Raw genomic sequence first — 14,584 nt, forward strand, 5'->3', positions numbered from 1 at the left:
CCATGTCGCGCCCGCCGATCCATCGCCCCAGCCCCTCGCCCCGCGGCGAAAGCCGCTATTTCGGGCCCGATTTCAACGCATTGGTCGCGCTGGCCGAAGCCGTCGCCCGCGACGGCCACGGCATCGAGATCCCGGCCAAGGGACGCGGCCTTGCCCGCACGCTGATCGAACTGCCGGCGCTGGTCGCGCATATCCTGGGCGAGCATCAGGGGCTTTATGCGCGCGAAGCCTGCCTCGGCTCGGCCCGGCTGGCCGAAAACCTGACCCGCCATGCCCGCAAGCTGGCCTACAGCCCCGGCCCCGGCGCGGCGGCGACCGGGCTTGCGGCCTTCACCGTCAAGCCCGGCTTGTCGGGCAGCCTGCCGCAGGGCTTCGCCTTGCAGACCTCGCCCCTGGGCGAGGCCAGGGCGCAGACCTTCGGGACCCTGGCCGAGGCGCAGCTCGACGCGCAATGGAACGCCATCCGCCCCGCCGGGGCCGAGATCCCGGACCCCGTGCAGGCCAGCGACGGGCATCTGGTGCTGCGCCTGAAAAAGCGCCACGGGCTGGGCAAGGACGAGATCGTCGTCCTGGACGGCGCGCGCGGGCTCGGCGTCTTTCGCGTCGCCGAGGCGATGGAGGGCAGCAGGCCGCCGCAGATCGGGCTGCGGCACATCGGCGGCCATGCCTTTGCCGAGGCGGGCACCGGCGCGGACTGGCAGGCCGGCTATCGCATCCTGGCCCGGCCGCGCCATGACGCGCGGCTGTTCGGCTGGAACGCTCCGGGCGCGCTCTGGCCGGCCGGGGCGCTGGCCGCGGCCCAACCCTATGCCAGCCCGCCGACCACCCAGCCCGCGGGCACCACCGCCTTCGGCTATGTCTCGCCCGCGGCGCTCGGCAATGCCCTGCTGCTTGCGGAAGCGCTGAACGATCCGCCCGCGCCCGGCGACGCGGCCGTGGTGCTTTTCCCGGACCGGGCCGAGGTCTATTGGCTGGAAACCCTGGCCGAGACGGTCGTGACCTTCCTGCGCGGCGAAGTGACCGAACAGCCCAAGGTCGCGACCTCGACCAATGCGGCGGGCGCGGCCGTGGTGTCGGTCACGACCGAAAAAACCGTCACCGAAACCGCGCTTTCCGGCCGGGCGACCACGCTGGGGCTGGCCATGCCCTCGCCCGCCCGGCCGCTGCGGTCATGGACCGAGTTTCCGCTGGACGCCCATGTCCTGACCGGCTGGTCCGAGGTGCTGGAGCTCCTGCCCGCCATCCCGAACCCGGCGCCGCTCCAGCCCGAGTTCGCGGTCGCGGCGGACTTCTCTGCCATGCGCCCCGGCCGCCCGGCGATCCTGCGCCGCGTCTCGACCGGCGAGGCGCGCGAGGCGATCTTCGCCGCCATCAAGGCGCCGGCCGCCGGCAGCGAGGGCTGGACCCTGCGGCTGGAAGTGCCGGGCGGCTTTCCCGCGGGCTGGCCGATGGGCGATGTCGAGGTGCTGGGCAATGTCGTCCGCGTCAGCCATGGCGAGGCGAAGCAGGAAATCCTGGGCAGTTCGGACGGGGTGACGCCGCACCAGGAATTCGCGCTGAAGAACGCCCCCGTCACCCGCCTGCCCGGCGCGCTCGGCAGCCGCATGGCGCTGGAGGTGCGCGTCGACGGCGTGCTGTGGGATCTGGCCCCCGACTTCCATGGCGCCGGCCCCGACGCGCGGGTCCATCTGGCCCAGACCGATGCGGCGGGCGAGGTCCGCATCCGCTTCGGCGGCGAGGGGCGGGGCGCGATCCCGCCCTCGGGGCGGCGCAACGTGGCCGCCGCCTATCGCTGCGGGCTGGGGGCCGCGGGCAATGCCGGCGCCGGCCGGCTCAGCCGCATCCGCAAGGCGTCGCCGCTGATCGGGGCGGTGACGAACCCCCTGCCCATCGCCGGCGGCGCCGATCCCGCCGGGGCCGACGACATCGCTCGGCAGGCGGTGCGCCCGGTCCGGGTCTTCGACCGCGCCGTCTCGATCGAGGACCACGCCGACCTGGCGCTGCTTTTCCCCGGCATCAGCCGCGCCTCGGCCCGCTGGCGCGACGGCGTGGGGATCGAGCTTGTCGCCGCCGATACCGAGGGCAACGGCCCGGCCGATCTTGCGGGTTTCACCGCCTTCCTGGATGCGCGCCGCGATACCGGGCAGGCGCTGGTCGTCGCCGCCCCGCAGGCGGTGGACATCGCGCTGGCCCTGCGGATCGAACGCGACCGCGCCTGGCTGGCCGAGGCCGCGCGGCAAGAGGCCGAGGCGCTGTTGCTGGGCGGAGGCGGCCTACCGGGGCTGTTCAGCTTTGCCGGGCGCGAACTCTCGGCGCCGCAATCGCTGTCGGGCCTTTATGCGCAGCTGCTGGATCGGCCCGGCATCGCCGCGGTGCTGGCGACGCGCTACCGCCTGGCCCTGCCCGCGGCGGGCACGGCCGAGGTCGCCGACATCATCCACGCCAGCACCCGGCAATGGCTGCGGCTGAAGCCCTCGGCGCTGGAGATCCAGGTGCTGGAACCCGGCGCCTTGGGCCGCCTGCAACAGGGGGGCGCGCCATGAGCTATCCCTATGACCGCGACCACCTGAACCGCACGCGCGACCTGCTCCATGCGCTCGTCCCCGAATATTACAAGCGCCGTGACCGGGCCGCCGCGCTGGCCGAGCCGCCCGAGCCCGCCGAGCTGCTGGCCATGGTCGAGGCGCTTGCCGCCCCCCTGGCCGCCCTGCGCCAATCGGTCGAGGAACTCCATGCCGACCTGTTCATCGAAAGCGCGGGCGAAGAGATGCTGCCGGTGCTGGCCGCCTCGATCGGGCTGGAGCTGGTGTTTCGCGACGCGGACGCGAACCGCCGCAACCTCGGCGCGGCGATGGGCTGGCGGCGGCGCAAGGGCACGCCCGCGATGCTCGAGGAAATGGCGCGGGTCCTGTCCGACCGGCAGGTGGCGCTGAGGGAAGGCTGGAAGGCGCTGATGCTGACGCAGGACCTGAACCTGCTGCGCGCCGAGCGGGTGATGGCCGACCTGCGCCCCGCCTCGGTCGCCGACCGCGCCTCGGGGCCCTTGGCGGGGCTGATGCGGCTCTTCGACCCGCGCCCCATCGGCCCCGATTCGGGCCATGTCCATCCGCGGCACCTGGTCCACTGGACCTTTCCGACGCAGCTTCAGCCCCTGCGCCGGGCGGCCTGCCATGAACTGCCCGCAGGCGCGGGGGATCGGCGCTTTGCCTTCGACCCGGACAATGCCTGGCGGCCGCTGCGCGTGCGCGCCTCGGGGTTCGACGACCGCCCCGGCACCGACCGCGTGCCCGACGGGCTGTTCGCCGAGGAACCGGGTGCCTGGTTCGGGCGCGAGGGGCGCTTTGCCGTGCGGCTGACCGGCGTTCCCGCCGCCGCCGTCCGGCCCGCCACGCCCGTCCCGCGCAATGCCAGGCGCGATCCGGCCGACAATATCCTGGGACGCAGCCCTGCCGTGCTAAGCCTGATCGACGCCGACACCCGGCGCTATTCCGGCCCGGTCCAGATCGAGCTGGTCTCGGCCCCGCTTGCCGGCAACCTGCCCGACCTGGCGCTGGCGGAGCTGCGCGGGCAGATCACCGTCGGCCCGGCGGGCCAGGCCGGGACCGCGCCGGGCGCGGGCGATGTCCCCGACAGCCATGCCATGCTGCTGCGCCTGCGCCCCGAGGCCCCCGCCGCCAGCCGCATGATCGGCGCGACGGTGATCGAGGTCGCGGGCAGCGCGCCCTCGGCCGGCCGCGCCGCGGCGGTGGCCGAGCTGGCGCTGGCGGGCTATCTGCGCGGCGCGCTGTATCTGCGCATCCCCGAACAGCGGATCAGTGGCGAAAGGCTTTACTGGATCGGCGCCGACGGCGCGCTGCACGAACCCCTGCCGCTGGCGGCGGGCGCGCTGCCCGGCCGGGCGCTGGCCTCGGCCCCCGTCGGGCCGGTCTGGCCCGAGGCCGAGGGCACCGCCGAGCGCGCGCCCTTCGCCCCGGCGCTGGCCGCCCCCGCCGCCGCGCCCGCGGTGCTGCATGGCGGGACCGTGCTGCGGGCGAACGGCCTGCTGCCAGCGACCCCGGCCACCCGCTGCGCGCTGGTGCTGGCGCTGTCCTTTTTCGCCGGCCAGCGCCGCTTTGCCCCGATGCTGCGGCTGGACTGGAGCGGCCCCGACCCGCGCGTCGCCAGCTGGTCGGCGGTTGGCGCGGACGGCGTGCCGCTGGCCGCCGCCGCGCTGCCCGCGCGCTTCGCCGCGCTTGGCGCGATCCTGGCCGCGGGGCCTTCCGACCTGGCGCTGTCGCTGCGCTTCGAATCCGGCCTGAACGGCGCGGTCATGACCCCGGCCGAGGTCGCCTTTACCGCCTATGACGGCAGCGCGGCGCTGATCCACCTGCCCGAACTCGTCGCCTCGCAGACGGCCGAGACGGCGCCGGACGGCAGCGCCTTGTGGCCGCGCGGCCCGCTGCTGGCCCGGCACAGCCTGGCGGTCCAGGTCGGCGCGGACGGCTCGACCTGGCTTGCGGGGACGACGACGCCGATGCGGCGCAGCCTGGGCGATGCCGCGCCCCTGCCCGGCCCGGTCCCGATCCGGCGGCGCGAGGCGGGCTGGCGCCGGCTGTGTCCGTGGCAAAGCGAATCCGGCCCCGACGTGCTGGAACCGGCCCGGCCGGGGCGGCTGGACATCGACCCGCGCTTCGGGCTTTTCGCGATGAACGCGGGCGACGGCATCGTGCCGCATCCGCCCGCCGCCGGCATCGCCGAGCCGGGCCCGGTGACGGTGGACCTGCAAGAGGGCGCAACCATGCCCATGGGCGCCCTGCCCGTCGACCACCGCCGCTGGCTGGGCCTGCGCCCGGCGCCGACGCGGCTGGTCTCGGCCTCGGGGCATCTTGGCAGCGGCGCCTCGCCGGATCTGCTGGGCCTGCCGCTGCACCGCACGGTCGCGGCGGCGTTGGCGGCGGCAGGCGCGGGCCAGCCCGAGGAGATCATCGAGATCGTCGATTCCGGCTTCTACCCGGCCGAGGCGCTGGCCTGGCCCGCCGGCCCCGCCCGGCTGGAACTGCGCGCCGCGCCCTTCGAGCGGCCGGTGATCCAGGTCGCCTCCTCGGCGCCGGGCGCGGCCAGCTATGACAGCCTGGCGCTTGGCGGCATCGCCCTGACCCGCGCGGGCGCGGGCGGCATGACGCTGGGACTGCCCCCGGCGCAGCAGGTCTTCCTGGGCTTCCTGGGCGTGCTGCGCGCCGACATCACCCTGCGGCTGCGCCTGCTCGAGGCCGCGGGGGTCGAGCGCGCGACGATCCGGCGCTGCATCCTCGGCCCGCTGCTGGTCGATGAACCGGGCGAGATCGACATCGCCGATTCCATCCTCGCCGCGGCCGAGGACATCCAGCCGGCGCTGACCGCGCCGCTGGCACGGCTGGCCAGCGAACGCGCCACCCTGCTGGGCCGGATCGAGGTGGGCCAGGCCGAGCTTTCCGACACCATCGTCGCCGGGCTCCTGCTGGCGCATGAGCGGTTTCGCGGCTGCCTGCGCTATTCGCTGGTCGGCCCCGGCAGCCAGACGCCGCGCCGCCACCGCGTGCTGGAAACCGACCCCGCGACCGGCCAGCCGATCCGCCCGCCCTTCGAAAGCCGCGAGCGCCGCGACCCGGCATTCCTGCGGCTGGATGCGCAGGGCGACGGGCGGGTGCTGACCGGCGCTTCGGACGGGGGCGAGATCGGCGCCTTCAACGCCGCAAGGCTGGGCGAGCTTTACGCCGGGCTGGAGCGGCGCCTGGCCGAGCATACGCCGGCCGGGCTGGGAACGGGAATCGTGGCGCGGGCCTGACAGGGCCCGGCCGGACGGAAACGACAGGGAGGACAGGCCATGGAAGGGGATTTTTCGCGCGGACACCGGCCTGACGCCAAGCGCGGGCGCAGCTATCGGCGCGTGCTGCCGCGGCAGGGCGCACCGATCCTCGACAGCGACCTGCATGCGCTGATGGACGCCGGCGACCGCATCGACCGGCAGGGGCTGGCGCATGTCGCCTGCGAAAGCGGCTCGACCGACCTGGGGTTCTTCGTCACGCCGGGGCGGCTTCTGGCGATGTTCGACCCGGTCCTGGGGCAACAGCCGCAGGCGGCGGGCGGCGCCAGCGCGACGCGGGACTTCTCGCGCAAGTATCTGGACCGGCTGCCGGGGCTTCAGCTTGGCGGCGGGGCGGGAACCGTCGCCGTGCCGCTGCGCAGCCCGCTGGCCGCGCCGACGCCCTGCCGGGTCTGGATGCGCGCCGACCAGCCGGCGACGGTGGCGGTCGCGGGCACCGTGCTCAACATCCCGGCGGCCGGCAGCTACGCCCCCTTCGCCGTCACGCTGAACGGGGCGCAGGCCGTCTTCGCCCCCGGCGCGCAGCCCTGCTGGGTCGCCCTGATCGAAACCGAGGCCCCCGCCGCCGCCGCGGCCGTGCTGCATTGGTGCGCGGGCGGCTTCCAGATCGGCGGGCTGCTGGCCGATGCCCGCGAGGCCGCCTGGCCGGACCTGACCGGACCCGCGGCGGACCAGTTGCGCGCCGCCTCGGCCGGGGCGCCGGGCTCGCGCGTCGCGGCCTATCTGGAACTGGCCGAGCGCGTCGTCACCGCCGTCGAGGATCCCGGCCTGCGCGAACAGGCGCTTGGCCCCGGCCGCGAGACGACCAGCCGCTCCGAGGTGGTGGCCCAGGTCAAGCTGGCCCCCGTCACGGGGCTCAGCGATCCCGCGGCCATCGCCGCCGCCTTCGGCCGCCTGACCCTGCCCACGGGCAGCGTCACCTTCGGCACCAGCGCCGGCACCGCCGCCGCCGATCCCTGCGACCTGCCGGTGCCGGGCGGCTACAGCGGCACGGAAAACCGCCTGTATCGGCTGGTCGTGCATGAGGTCACGACCGGCGGCGGCGCGGTCACGCGGTTCAAGTGGTCGCGCGACAATGCGGCGGGGCTGTGGCCCTGCACCCTGATGCCCGACCAGCCGCCGGGCGCGGCCGTCACCCATGTCCGCGTCGGCGCGAACGATCCCTTGCGCGCGGGCGACCTGGTCGAGCTGACCTCGGACGCGATCGAGCGCGGCGACGCCGCCCCCGGCGCGGTCAATGCCGCGGGCTTCCTGCGCCCGCGCCGGATGCAGGGGATGCTGTTCCGGCTGGACGGCGGCGATGTCGTCGCCGGCTCGCTGCGCGAGTTCCGGCTGCTGGACCCGCTGACCGAAACCCCGGCACCGCCCTTCAGCCCCGCACCGCTGGGCAGCGACGGGCTCAAGCTGCGGCTGTGGTCGGGCCTCCTGGAACGGCCCGGCACCGGCGCGGCCACGCTGACGCTGGAACACGGGCTGATCGCCGAGGTCGCCGGCGCCTTCGAGCCCGGCGACTGGTGGCAGGCCGAGGCCCGCGTGCTGGCGCCCCAGGCCAACGGCCCCGCCGTCACCACCGCCCACGGCCCCGAGCGGCAGTTCGCGCCGCTGGCGCTGCTGGAGCGGGGCGCGGCGGCGACGCCGATGATCCTGCGCGCATGGCTGGACAGGCGCAGCCGCAAGCTGTGCCGGCAAGAGGCCGATTTCACCGGCTACGACGGCGCCCGCGTCGGCACCAAGGCCGATACCGTGCAAGAGGCGCTGGACGAACTGTTCCTGCACCTGTCGGACGGCTGCGGCGAGATCGCGGTGCCGCCGGGGGCCTCGGTCCAGGCGGTGATCGACACCATTCCCGCGGACGGCAACGCCCGCATCTGCCTGAATGCCGGCGTGCGCGACCTGGCCGCGACCATCGTCGTCGCCGACAAGGGCGACCTGATCGTCGGCGGCATCGGGCCGGGCACGATCCTGCGCGGCAACCTGCGGCGCATCATCCGCTTCGAGCGCTGCCGCTCGGTCGACCTGCGCGACTTCGCGGCCGAGGCGCTGGCGGCGGGCGACGGCGCGGTCATCGACTTCGTCGACTGCGGCGAGGTGCGGCTGGACCAGATCCGCGTCACCGCGGCCGGCCTTGCCGCACCCGGCCCCGCAGCCGTGCGGCAGGTGTCGGGGCCGGCCCGCCCGACCCGCCGCTTCGCCCTGCGCCGCTGCACGCTGAGCCTGGGGCAGTTCGACAGCGGCGTCACCGCCGCCGATCCCGGCCATGCCGAGATCGAGGACAATGTCATCGCCATCCGCCCCGATCCGCTGAACCTTGCCGCCGAACTCGCCGCCGGGGGCGAGACCCTGCGCGCGGTCGGCGAGGTGCTGCTGGACCGCATCACCCTGCATGACGGCGACGGCGGCTTCGACTTCGTCGGCGGGCCGGTCTTCGCCTTTGCCCCGCCGCCGGGTCCGCCCGTGGTGGCGCGGCACGGCATCGCCATGGCGAACGGCATGTGGGGCCGCGACACGCTGAGCTTCTCCACCCATGCGACGCTGGGGAGCGAGCTGTGGGAGCGGGTCGCGGAAACCAACCAGCCCCCCGGCGGCGCCAGCCACCCGCCCGAGATCATGGACGATTTCCTGCGCGACTTTCGCCGCGACCTGGCGCGCGCGGTCTTCGGCCTGGGCTCTTCGGCCACCATCCCGGCCGGGATGGGGCCGCTGTTCCAGCCCCTGCGCGACGGGCTGACCGCCACGAACGGGCTGGTCCACGGCCGGACCGGCATCACCGTCGCCGCCTCTCGCGGGCCGGCCCGCGGCAAGACGCTGGCCCGCCCGGTCGCCGCGCTGCTGGCCCTGCCGGGCCAGGGCGCGCGCATCCGCGGCAACCAGGTTTCGGGCTTCGCGCAGGGGATCCGCGTCGCCGGCTCTTCGGGCCGGTCGCGGTCGAACTTCATCTTCCTGCGCTCGGTCGAGGTGCAGGACAACCGCATCGACCTGCGCCTGCCCTGGCAGGCCCGCCAGCGCGGGGGCATCTGGATCGGCAGCACCCTGTCGGCGCGGATCAACGGCAACCAGGCCATCGACGCCGGCTATGTGCCGCTGGCGGATGGCGAGCAGCCGATCGGGCTGGATTGCGACGGCATCCGCCTGTGGGGCTGGTTCGGGCCGCTGGTCGAGGTCAGGGGCAATTTCTGCCACGGCCCCTCGGTCGGGATACGCTGGGTCAGCCTTGGCAACGACGAGCCGAGCTGGGGCCGCCCCGACGTCTTCATCGGCGCCTTCGCCGACAACGCCTATTCGGGGATGGGCAGTCCCAGCTTGCCTGCGACCCTGCCCTGAGGCGGAGAATTGCTTTGGAGCGGACCCGCGGAAATGCTAGGCTGAAGGGGATCTCGAACCGGGAAACTGCGTTCGAGTCGTCTGGTCGGCGGATGCCGAAGGGTTCAAGTCCCTGGAAGTGGACCTTGCTACGGCCTGGTCCACTTCCTCTTTCCGGCGTGCCCCGCAAGGCGGGAGGCCCAGGATGAAGGCCAGGTCCGGCCCCGTTTCGACCCGTTCGGCCGACGCCTCGCGCAGCCCGGCGGCGCCTGCCCCGGCCCCCGCCGCGGTTTCGGCCCCGGTTTCGGCCTCGACCAGCCATGACAGCGCCCCGCAACCGCTGAACCTGCTGCAACGCAGCCTTGTCGGCGGCGCGGCGCTGCCCGCCAGCCTGCGGGCCCGGATGGAAACGGGCTTCGGCGCCTCGTTTTCCGATGTGCGCATCCATACCGGCGGGGCGGCGGCGCAGGCGACGGGGCGGGCGCGGGCCCAGGCGCTGACCTCGGGCAGCGACATCGCCTTTGCGCCGGGCCGCTATCGGCCGGGATCGACGGCAGGCGACAGCCTGATCGCGCATGAACTGGCCCATGTCGTGCAGCAGCGCCGCTCGGGCGGCGGCGGCGCGGTGCAGGCGAAATCGCTGGTCTCGAATCCCGGCGATGCGGCCGAAACCGCCGCCGACACGGCGGCCGCGACGGTGCTGGCCGGGGGCCGGGCGCAGGTCGGGGCGGCGGGGCAGTCGCTGCGCGGCCGGATCATGCGCCGCGCCCTGGCGGGGGCCGCGCCCTTCGCCGCCTCGCCCGCGCTGTCGCAGGCCCCGGCCCGGCCGGGTGCGGTGGCGCCGGGGGCGGGGCCGGTGCTGACGCCGATGATGACCTCGCAGGTCTCGGCCGCGGGCGGGCAGGTTTCGGGCCTGACCAGGCCCGGCGGCCGGCCGGGGGCGACCGCGCCCGCGAGCAAGGCCCCCGACGATTCGCAAACCGCGCGCGGCGAGAACGCGGCCGAGGCGAAGCCCGCGCCTTCGGTCGCCATCGCCGGCGCGCCGGCCGAGACCGCGCCGGACCGCACCCCGCAGAAGAAAAAGGACAGGAACGGCGCGGATCGCCGCCGGACAAAGGACGAGAAGGGCAAGGCCGCGGCTGCCAAGGACAAGGGCGGCCCCCGCGCCAAGGGCGGCGGCGGAGGTGGTGGCGGCGGCGGCGGCGCGAAGCGTTTCGGCCAGAACCTTGGCGACCGCGGCGAGGCCGCGGCGGAAGAGGCGCGGGAACGGCTTTCCGAACGCGCCGACGCGCTGCAGGTGAACGAGGGCGCGGATGCGCGGATCGGTGCCGCGCGGGCCGCGGCAGAGCCCGCGCCGAATGCGGCCGAGGCCGATGGCCAAAGCCAGCAGGCAGGCAGCCTTGCCCAGGCCGCGATCCCCGCCCCCGACGCGGCGGCGGCGCAGCAAAGGGCGGGGGCGGCGCTGGCCTCGGCCGCGCCCTCGACCATCGAGGAGCTGGACAATTTCGCCGGGCCGGGCGGCGCGGGCACGCGCCAGCAGATCAGCGCGCAGGTCGCCGCCGAGGCCGGCCAGCAGGCGGCGCCGGTCCAGTCCTCGATGTCGGCGGTGCGCGACCCGCCGGCCGGCGCGGCCCCGCCCCCGGCCGTGCCCCAGCCCGCGCCCGTCGCCGCCCCGGCCACGGCGGCGCCGGGCCTGACCGGCGCGGCGCCCCCCGCGGTGCCCGAGGAATCGCTGGACGCAAGCGAGTTCCGCGAAGCCGCCGACGAGACGCTGGCCGAACATGACGTGGACGACGCGACCCTGGCCAAGGCCGAGGAAGGCCCGCTGCGCGCCATCGGCGACGACAAGGACGAGCTGAACGAGAACGTGGACGGCGCTGCGACCGACGCCCGCGCGACCGAGACCGCCGCCACGCAAGAGGCCGCGGCGGGGCTGGCCGCGACCGAGGCCGAAAGCGTCGGCGGGATGGAGGCCGGGCGGGAGGCGGCGCAAGAGGCGGTGAGCGGCGAGCAGACCGGCACCCGCTCGGGCGAAGAGACCGGCCAGCGCAGCCTGGCCGAACAGATCAACGCGACCTATGCCACCGCCGAGGGGCAGGTGAACGAAAAGCTGGGCTCGCTGGAAAGCGATGCGGTGCAAAGCTTTCGCGACCGCCAGGGCCAGCGGCTGGAGGCCTTTGCCTCGGGCGTCCGGGCCGATCTGGAGGCGTTCAAGGCGCGGCGCTATACCGGCGCCAAGGGGCTTTACAACCGCGCGCGGGACTGGCTGCTGTCGATCAACAGCCTGCCCGAGGTCAAGGCACTCTACGACCGCCACCGCAACCAGTATATCGCCGACATCGACGCGCTGCTGAACGAGATCCGCGGCAGCATCCAGCGCACCATCGACGACTGCAAGGCCATCCTGGCCGAGGCGAAGGCCGCCATCGACCAGCTGGTCGAGGCCAACAAGGGCAACCTGGACGCCGAGGCGCAGGCGGCGCTGACCCGCGCGCAGGCGCAGTTCCAGGCGATGGAAAGCCGCATCGAGGCGACGCAGCGCGCCGCCCTTGCCGCGCTGGACCGCGAACGCGAGCGCGCGATCCGCGAGATGGATGCGAAGCTGGCCGAGATCCAGGCCGAGAACGCCGGCCTCGTCGATCGCATCGCCGCGGCGATCAAGGCGCTGGCCGATGCGCTTGGCGAGTTCATGGCGCTGATGGCGCGGGTGACGCGGATGGGGATCGGCGCATTCCTGTCGGCGGCCGGGTCGCAGGCGCAGGAAGGCGTCAAGAACCACCTGTGGGATTCGCTGAAGGAAGCCTTCAAGGAATGGTTCTTCAACAAGGTTCCCGGCCTGCAGCTGCTGATGAACCTGCCGCCGAACTGGGTCGAGATGCTGACCGCGCTGGCGACCAGCATGATCGGCCTGATCACCGAAAGCCTGCCCCTGCTGATGCCCGCGATGGCGGGCGCGGCGATGATCTGGCTGGCCACCCAGCTTGCGCTGAAGCTGATCCCCGGCGCGGGCGCGATCATGGCGGTGATCGACGCGATCCGCGCGGCCTGGTCGCTGGTGCAGTCGCTGTTCTCGGCCGCCCGCGCCTTTCTGGAATTCGTCATGCAGGTGGCGGCGCCCGGCAATGGCGCGGCGGCCTTCGCGCGCGCCCTGGCGCATGGCATCGTGGCGGCGGTGGACATGGTGCTGACCTTCCTTGGCATCGATGCGCTGATCCGCCGCCTGCTGGGGGCCATCGCGCGGCCCTTCGGCCGCATCGTCGCCCGCATCCAGCAGCGTTTCCGCCAGTTCATGGAGCGCCGGCGGCGGCGCAGCGGCGACCGGCGCGCAGGCGGCCGGGGGCGGCGGCGCGACGACGGGGACGACCGCGGCGGCAGCGCCGATGCCCGCCGCCGCGCCCGCGACCAGGCCCGCCGCGACCGCCGCGCCGCGGACCGCCGCCAGCGGGACCGGGATCGCGGCCGCGACCGCCGGCGCGAGCGTTCCCAAAGCGATGCCGACCGCCGGCGCCGCCGCCGCCAGGAGGAAGAGCGCCGCCAGCGCGAACGGCTGGACCGGGCGGTGCGGGCGATCCAGCCGCAGGTCCAGCAACTGGCGCGGCGCGGCGTCTCGCGCCTGGGCCTTGGCGCAAGGCTGACCTTCTGGCGGCTGCGCTATCGCCTGACCTCGCTGGAACGGCAGGGCGATTCCATCGTCGCCCGGATCAACCCCTCGTCCCCCGCGGGGCGCATCGCGCAGCTCAGCCCGGCGCGCATCGGCCGGGCGCTGGAGCCGATCCTGGTCGAGGCCGAACGGCTGTTCGAGCAGGAGCGGGCGTCCAATCCCGCCGTTCGCGCCCAGTCGGCCGAGCTTGAGCGGTAGATGCGCGAAGGTCGCGAGGTCACGGCCGGCGCGGGCCTGAACGAGGCCGATGTCGTCTTTGCCGGGCGCCGGTTCCTGTCCGCTCCGGGCCAGTTGCCCCTGCCCTTGGGCCGGGCAAGGTTCGGCAGGTTCTCGGGGCCGTTCCACGCCTCGATCAGCATGCCGGGCAGCCGGCCGGCCTATATCCGCGACGTGCGGCGTTCCTCGATGCTGTTCCAGGCGAATGCGCCCGCCTACGAGGGGTTCCGGGCCGAACATCTCGACAGCCCTGACGCGGGCCAGCTGCGCAACGTGGTGGAACCCATTCGCGCGCCGGGCCAGCTTGCGGCGCGCGCCACCGCCCGCTCATTGGAGGAACGCGGCATGATCGACCCGCGGCTCGAGGCGGCGCGCGGCGAATACGCCCCGATGGCGCCGCGCGGCGCCTCGGTCGCCGCCGACCAGGACTTCCGGGGCCGCCAGGACAGGGGCAGCTTCACCCGCGGCCAGATCGCGAGTGCCCGCCAGGCCCGCCACAGGCGCACCGGCAATATCTTCAAGCTTCTCGACCGGGTGCTTCGGCAGCAGGCCGGCGCCATGACGGTGCTGGGCGAGGACCAGGCCCTGCGCGACCTTGCGCAGGCGTTTCGTTCATGGGCATTATCGAACGTAAGCCGCGCGGGCCGCCGCGCCTCGACCCCGGCCGAACAGGCGGCGGCGGCGCAGCAGCTCATCGCCAGCATGGTCGCCTTCCTCAGGAGCCGATACCCATGACCCAGGGCCAGGATGACGACGACCTGCTTTCCTTCGGCAGATATGTCGCGCTCGAGGACGACCTCGACAAGGTCAGGCAAGGCGCGTTCGAGGCGATCCGGCTGCTGAATGCGGAAACGCCGCTGGACCTTTTCACGGTGCCGGACATGGCGGGGGATTCCGCGGGCGCGATCCGCTGGATGGAGTCGCATGACCCCGACCTTCTGGTGACGCTCACGCTCGACCGGACCAACCGCATCGCCCATGTCGATGCCCAGGCCAGCGACCCCGAGGCCGCCGCCGCGATCCTGCAAGCCTTCGACACGACCGCTGCCTATGGGACGCTGGACCAGCATCTTGCCCTGCTGGCGCGTGACGACAGCGAGCGGCAACTGGTCCGGGTGGCCCTGGCGGCCGTGGGACAGGACTACGACCAGCGGGTCGCCGATGCCTTTGCCAAGGCCTTCGCCTCGCCACTGGCGGGGCACAGGAGGACGGCGACCTATGCGGTCCGCGTCCTGGGATGGCCCGTGCTGGCCGAGGCGCTGGCCAAGGCGGAGCCGGACGAGCCGGACGGGGAGTTGCGGCGCCTGATGCGCGCCGTCCTCGATCACAGCGCGCCCTGAAGGCATCCCGTCCCCTGCAACCCGCAAAGCCGTTTTGGCCGGAACCTGCAAAGCCCGCGCGGCTGGCCGCAGCGAAAACCGCCATCCCGCATTCCGAGTGGGTATTCCCCCTGGACCTCCCGGAAGCATCTGGCGAGGTTCGGCGGAGCCCCGTAGGATGGGCGATGCGGGGGATGCCGGCGCTTCCCTGCCGGCCTTGGCCCATCCATCCGCGTCTCAAGGGAA

6 protein-coding genes are annotated in these 14,584 nt (G+C 74.2%); all 6 read left to right on the forward strand.

The window, feature by feature from the left end; translation table 11 throughout:
- Positions 1 to 2 precede the first annotated feature (2 nt).
- Entirely contained in the window at positions 3 to 2,543 is a 2,541-nt protein-coding gene (locus tag E3U26_RS16445; protein ID WP_499106048.1) for a baseplate J/gp47 family protein, read from the forward strand.
- Positions 2,540 to 5,803: a phage tail protein gene (locus E3U26_RS16450; RefSeq protein ID WP_499106049.1), complete on the forward strand. Its 3,264-nt coding sequence runs from the start codon at positions 2,540 to 2,542 to the stop codon at positions 5,801 to 5,803. The genes E3U26_RS16445 and E3U26_RS16450 overlap by 4 nt, the downstream gene beginning before the upstream one ends.
- Before the next feature lie 39 nt (positions 5,804 to 5,842).
- The gene (locus E3U26_RS16455) at positions 5,843 to 9,163 is read left to right on the forward strand and encodes a hypothetical protein (protein WP_499106050.1); all 3,321 of its coding nucleotides are present in this window, start codon (positions 5,843 to 5,845) and stop codon (positions 9,161 to 9,163) included.
- A gap of 184 nt (positions 9,164 to 9,347) precedes the next feature.
- Positions 9,348 to 13,001, forward strand: coding sequence for an eCIS core domain-containing protein (locus E3U26_RS16460; protein WP_499106051.1), 3,654 nt, complete (start codon positions 9,348 to 9,350; stop codon positions 12,999 to 13,001).
- A complete protein-coding gene (locus tag E3U26_RS16465) occupies positions 13,002 to 13,754 on the forward strand; it encodes a hypothetical protein (protein WP_499106052.1) in 753 nt (250 codons plus the stop codon). It begins immediately after the preceding gene.
- The gene (locus E3U26_RS16470) at positions 13,751 to 14,359 is read left to right on the forward strand and encodes a hypothetical protein (RefSeq protein WP_499106053.1); all 609 of its coding nucleotides are present in this window, start codon (positions 13,751 to 13,753) and stop codon (positions 14,357 to 14,359) included. The genes E3U26_RS16465 and E3U26_RS16470 overlap by 4 nt, the downstream gene beginning before the upstream one ends.
- Positions 14,360 to 14,584: the final 225 nt, after the last annotated feature.

Origin of the sequence: Paracoccus ferrooxidans (genome assembly GCF_029909815.1) — a bacterium.
In the GTDB taxonomy this organism is placed as follows: domain Bacteria; phylum Pseudomonadota; class Alphaproteobacteria; order Rhodobacterales; family Rhodobacteraceae; genus Paracoccus; species Paracoccus versutus.

Coding starts and splice junctions, on each gene's coding strand:
- E3U26_RS16445 (WP_499106048.1), top strand. CDS start 3: ATGTCGCGCCCGCCGATCCATCGCCCCAGCCCCTCGCCCCGCGGCGAA.
- E3U26_RS16450 (WP_499106049.1), top strand. CDS start 2,540: ATGAGCTATCCCTATGACCGCGACCACCTGAACCGCACGCGCGACCTG.
- E3U26_RS16455 (WP_499106050.1), top strand. CDS start 5,843: ATGGAAGGGGATTTTTCGCGCGGACACCGGCCTGACGCCAAGCGCGGG.
- E3U26_RS16460 (WP_499106051.1), top strand. CDS start 9,348: ATGAAGGCCAGGTCCGGCCCCGTTTCGACCCGTTCGGCCGACGCCTCG.
- E3U26_RS16465 (WP_499106052.1), top strand. CDS start 13,002: ATGCGCGAAGGTCGCGAGGTCACGGCCGGCGCGGGCCTGAACGAGGCC.
- E3U26_RS16470 (WP_499106053.1), top strand. CDS start 13,751: ATGACCCAGGGCCAGGATGACGACGACCTGCTTTCCTTCGGCAGATAT.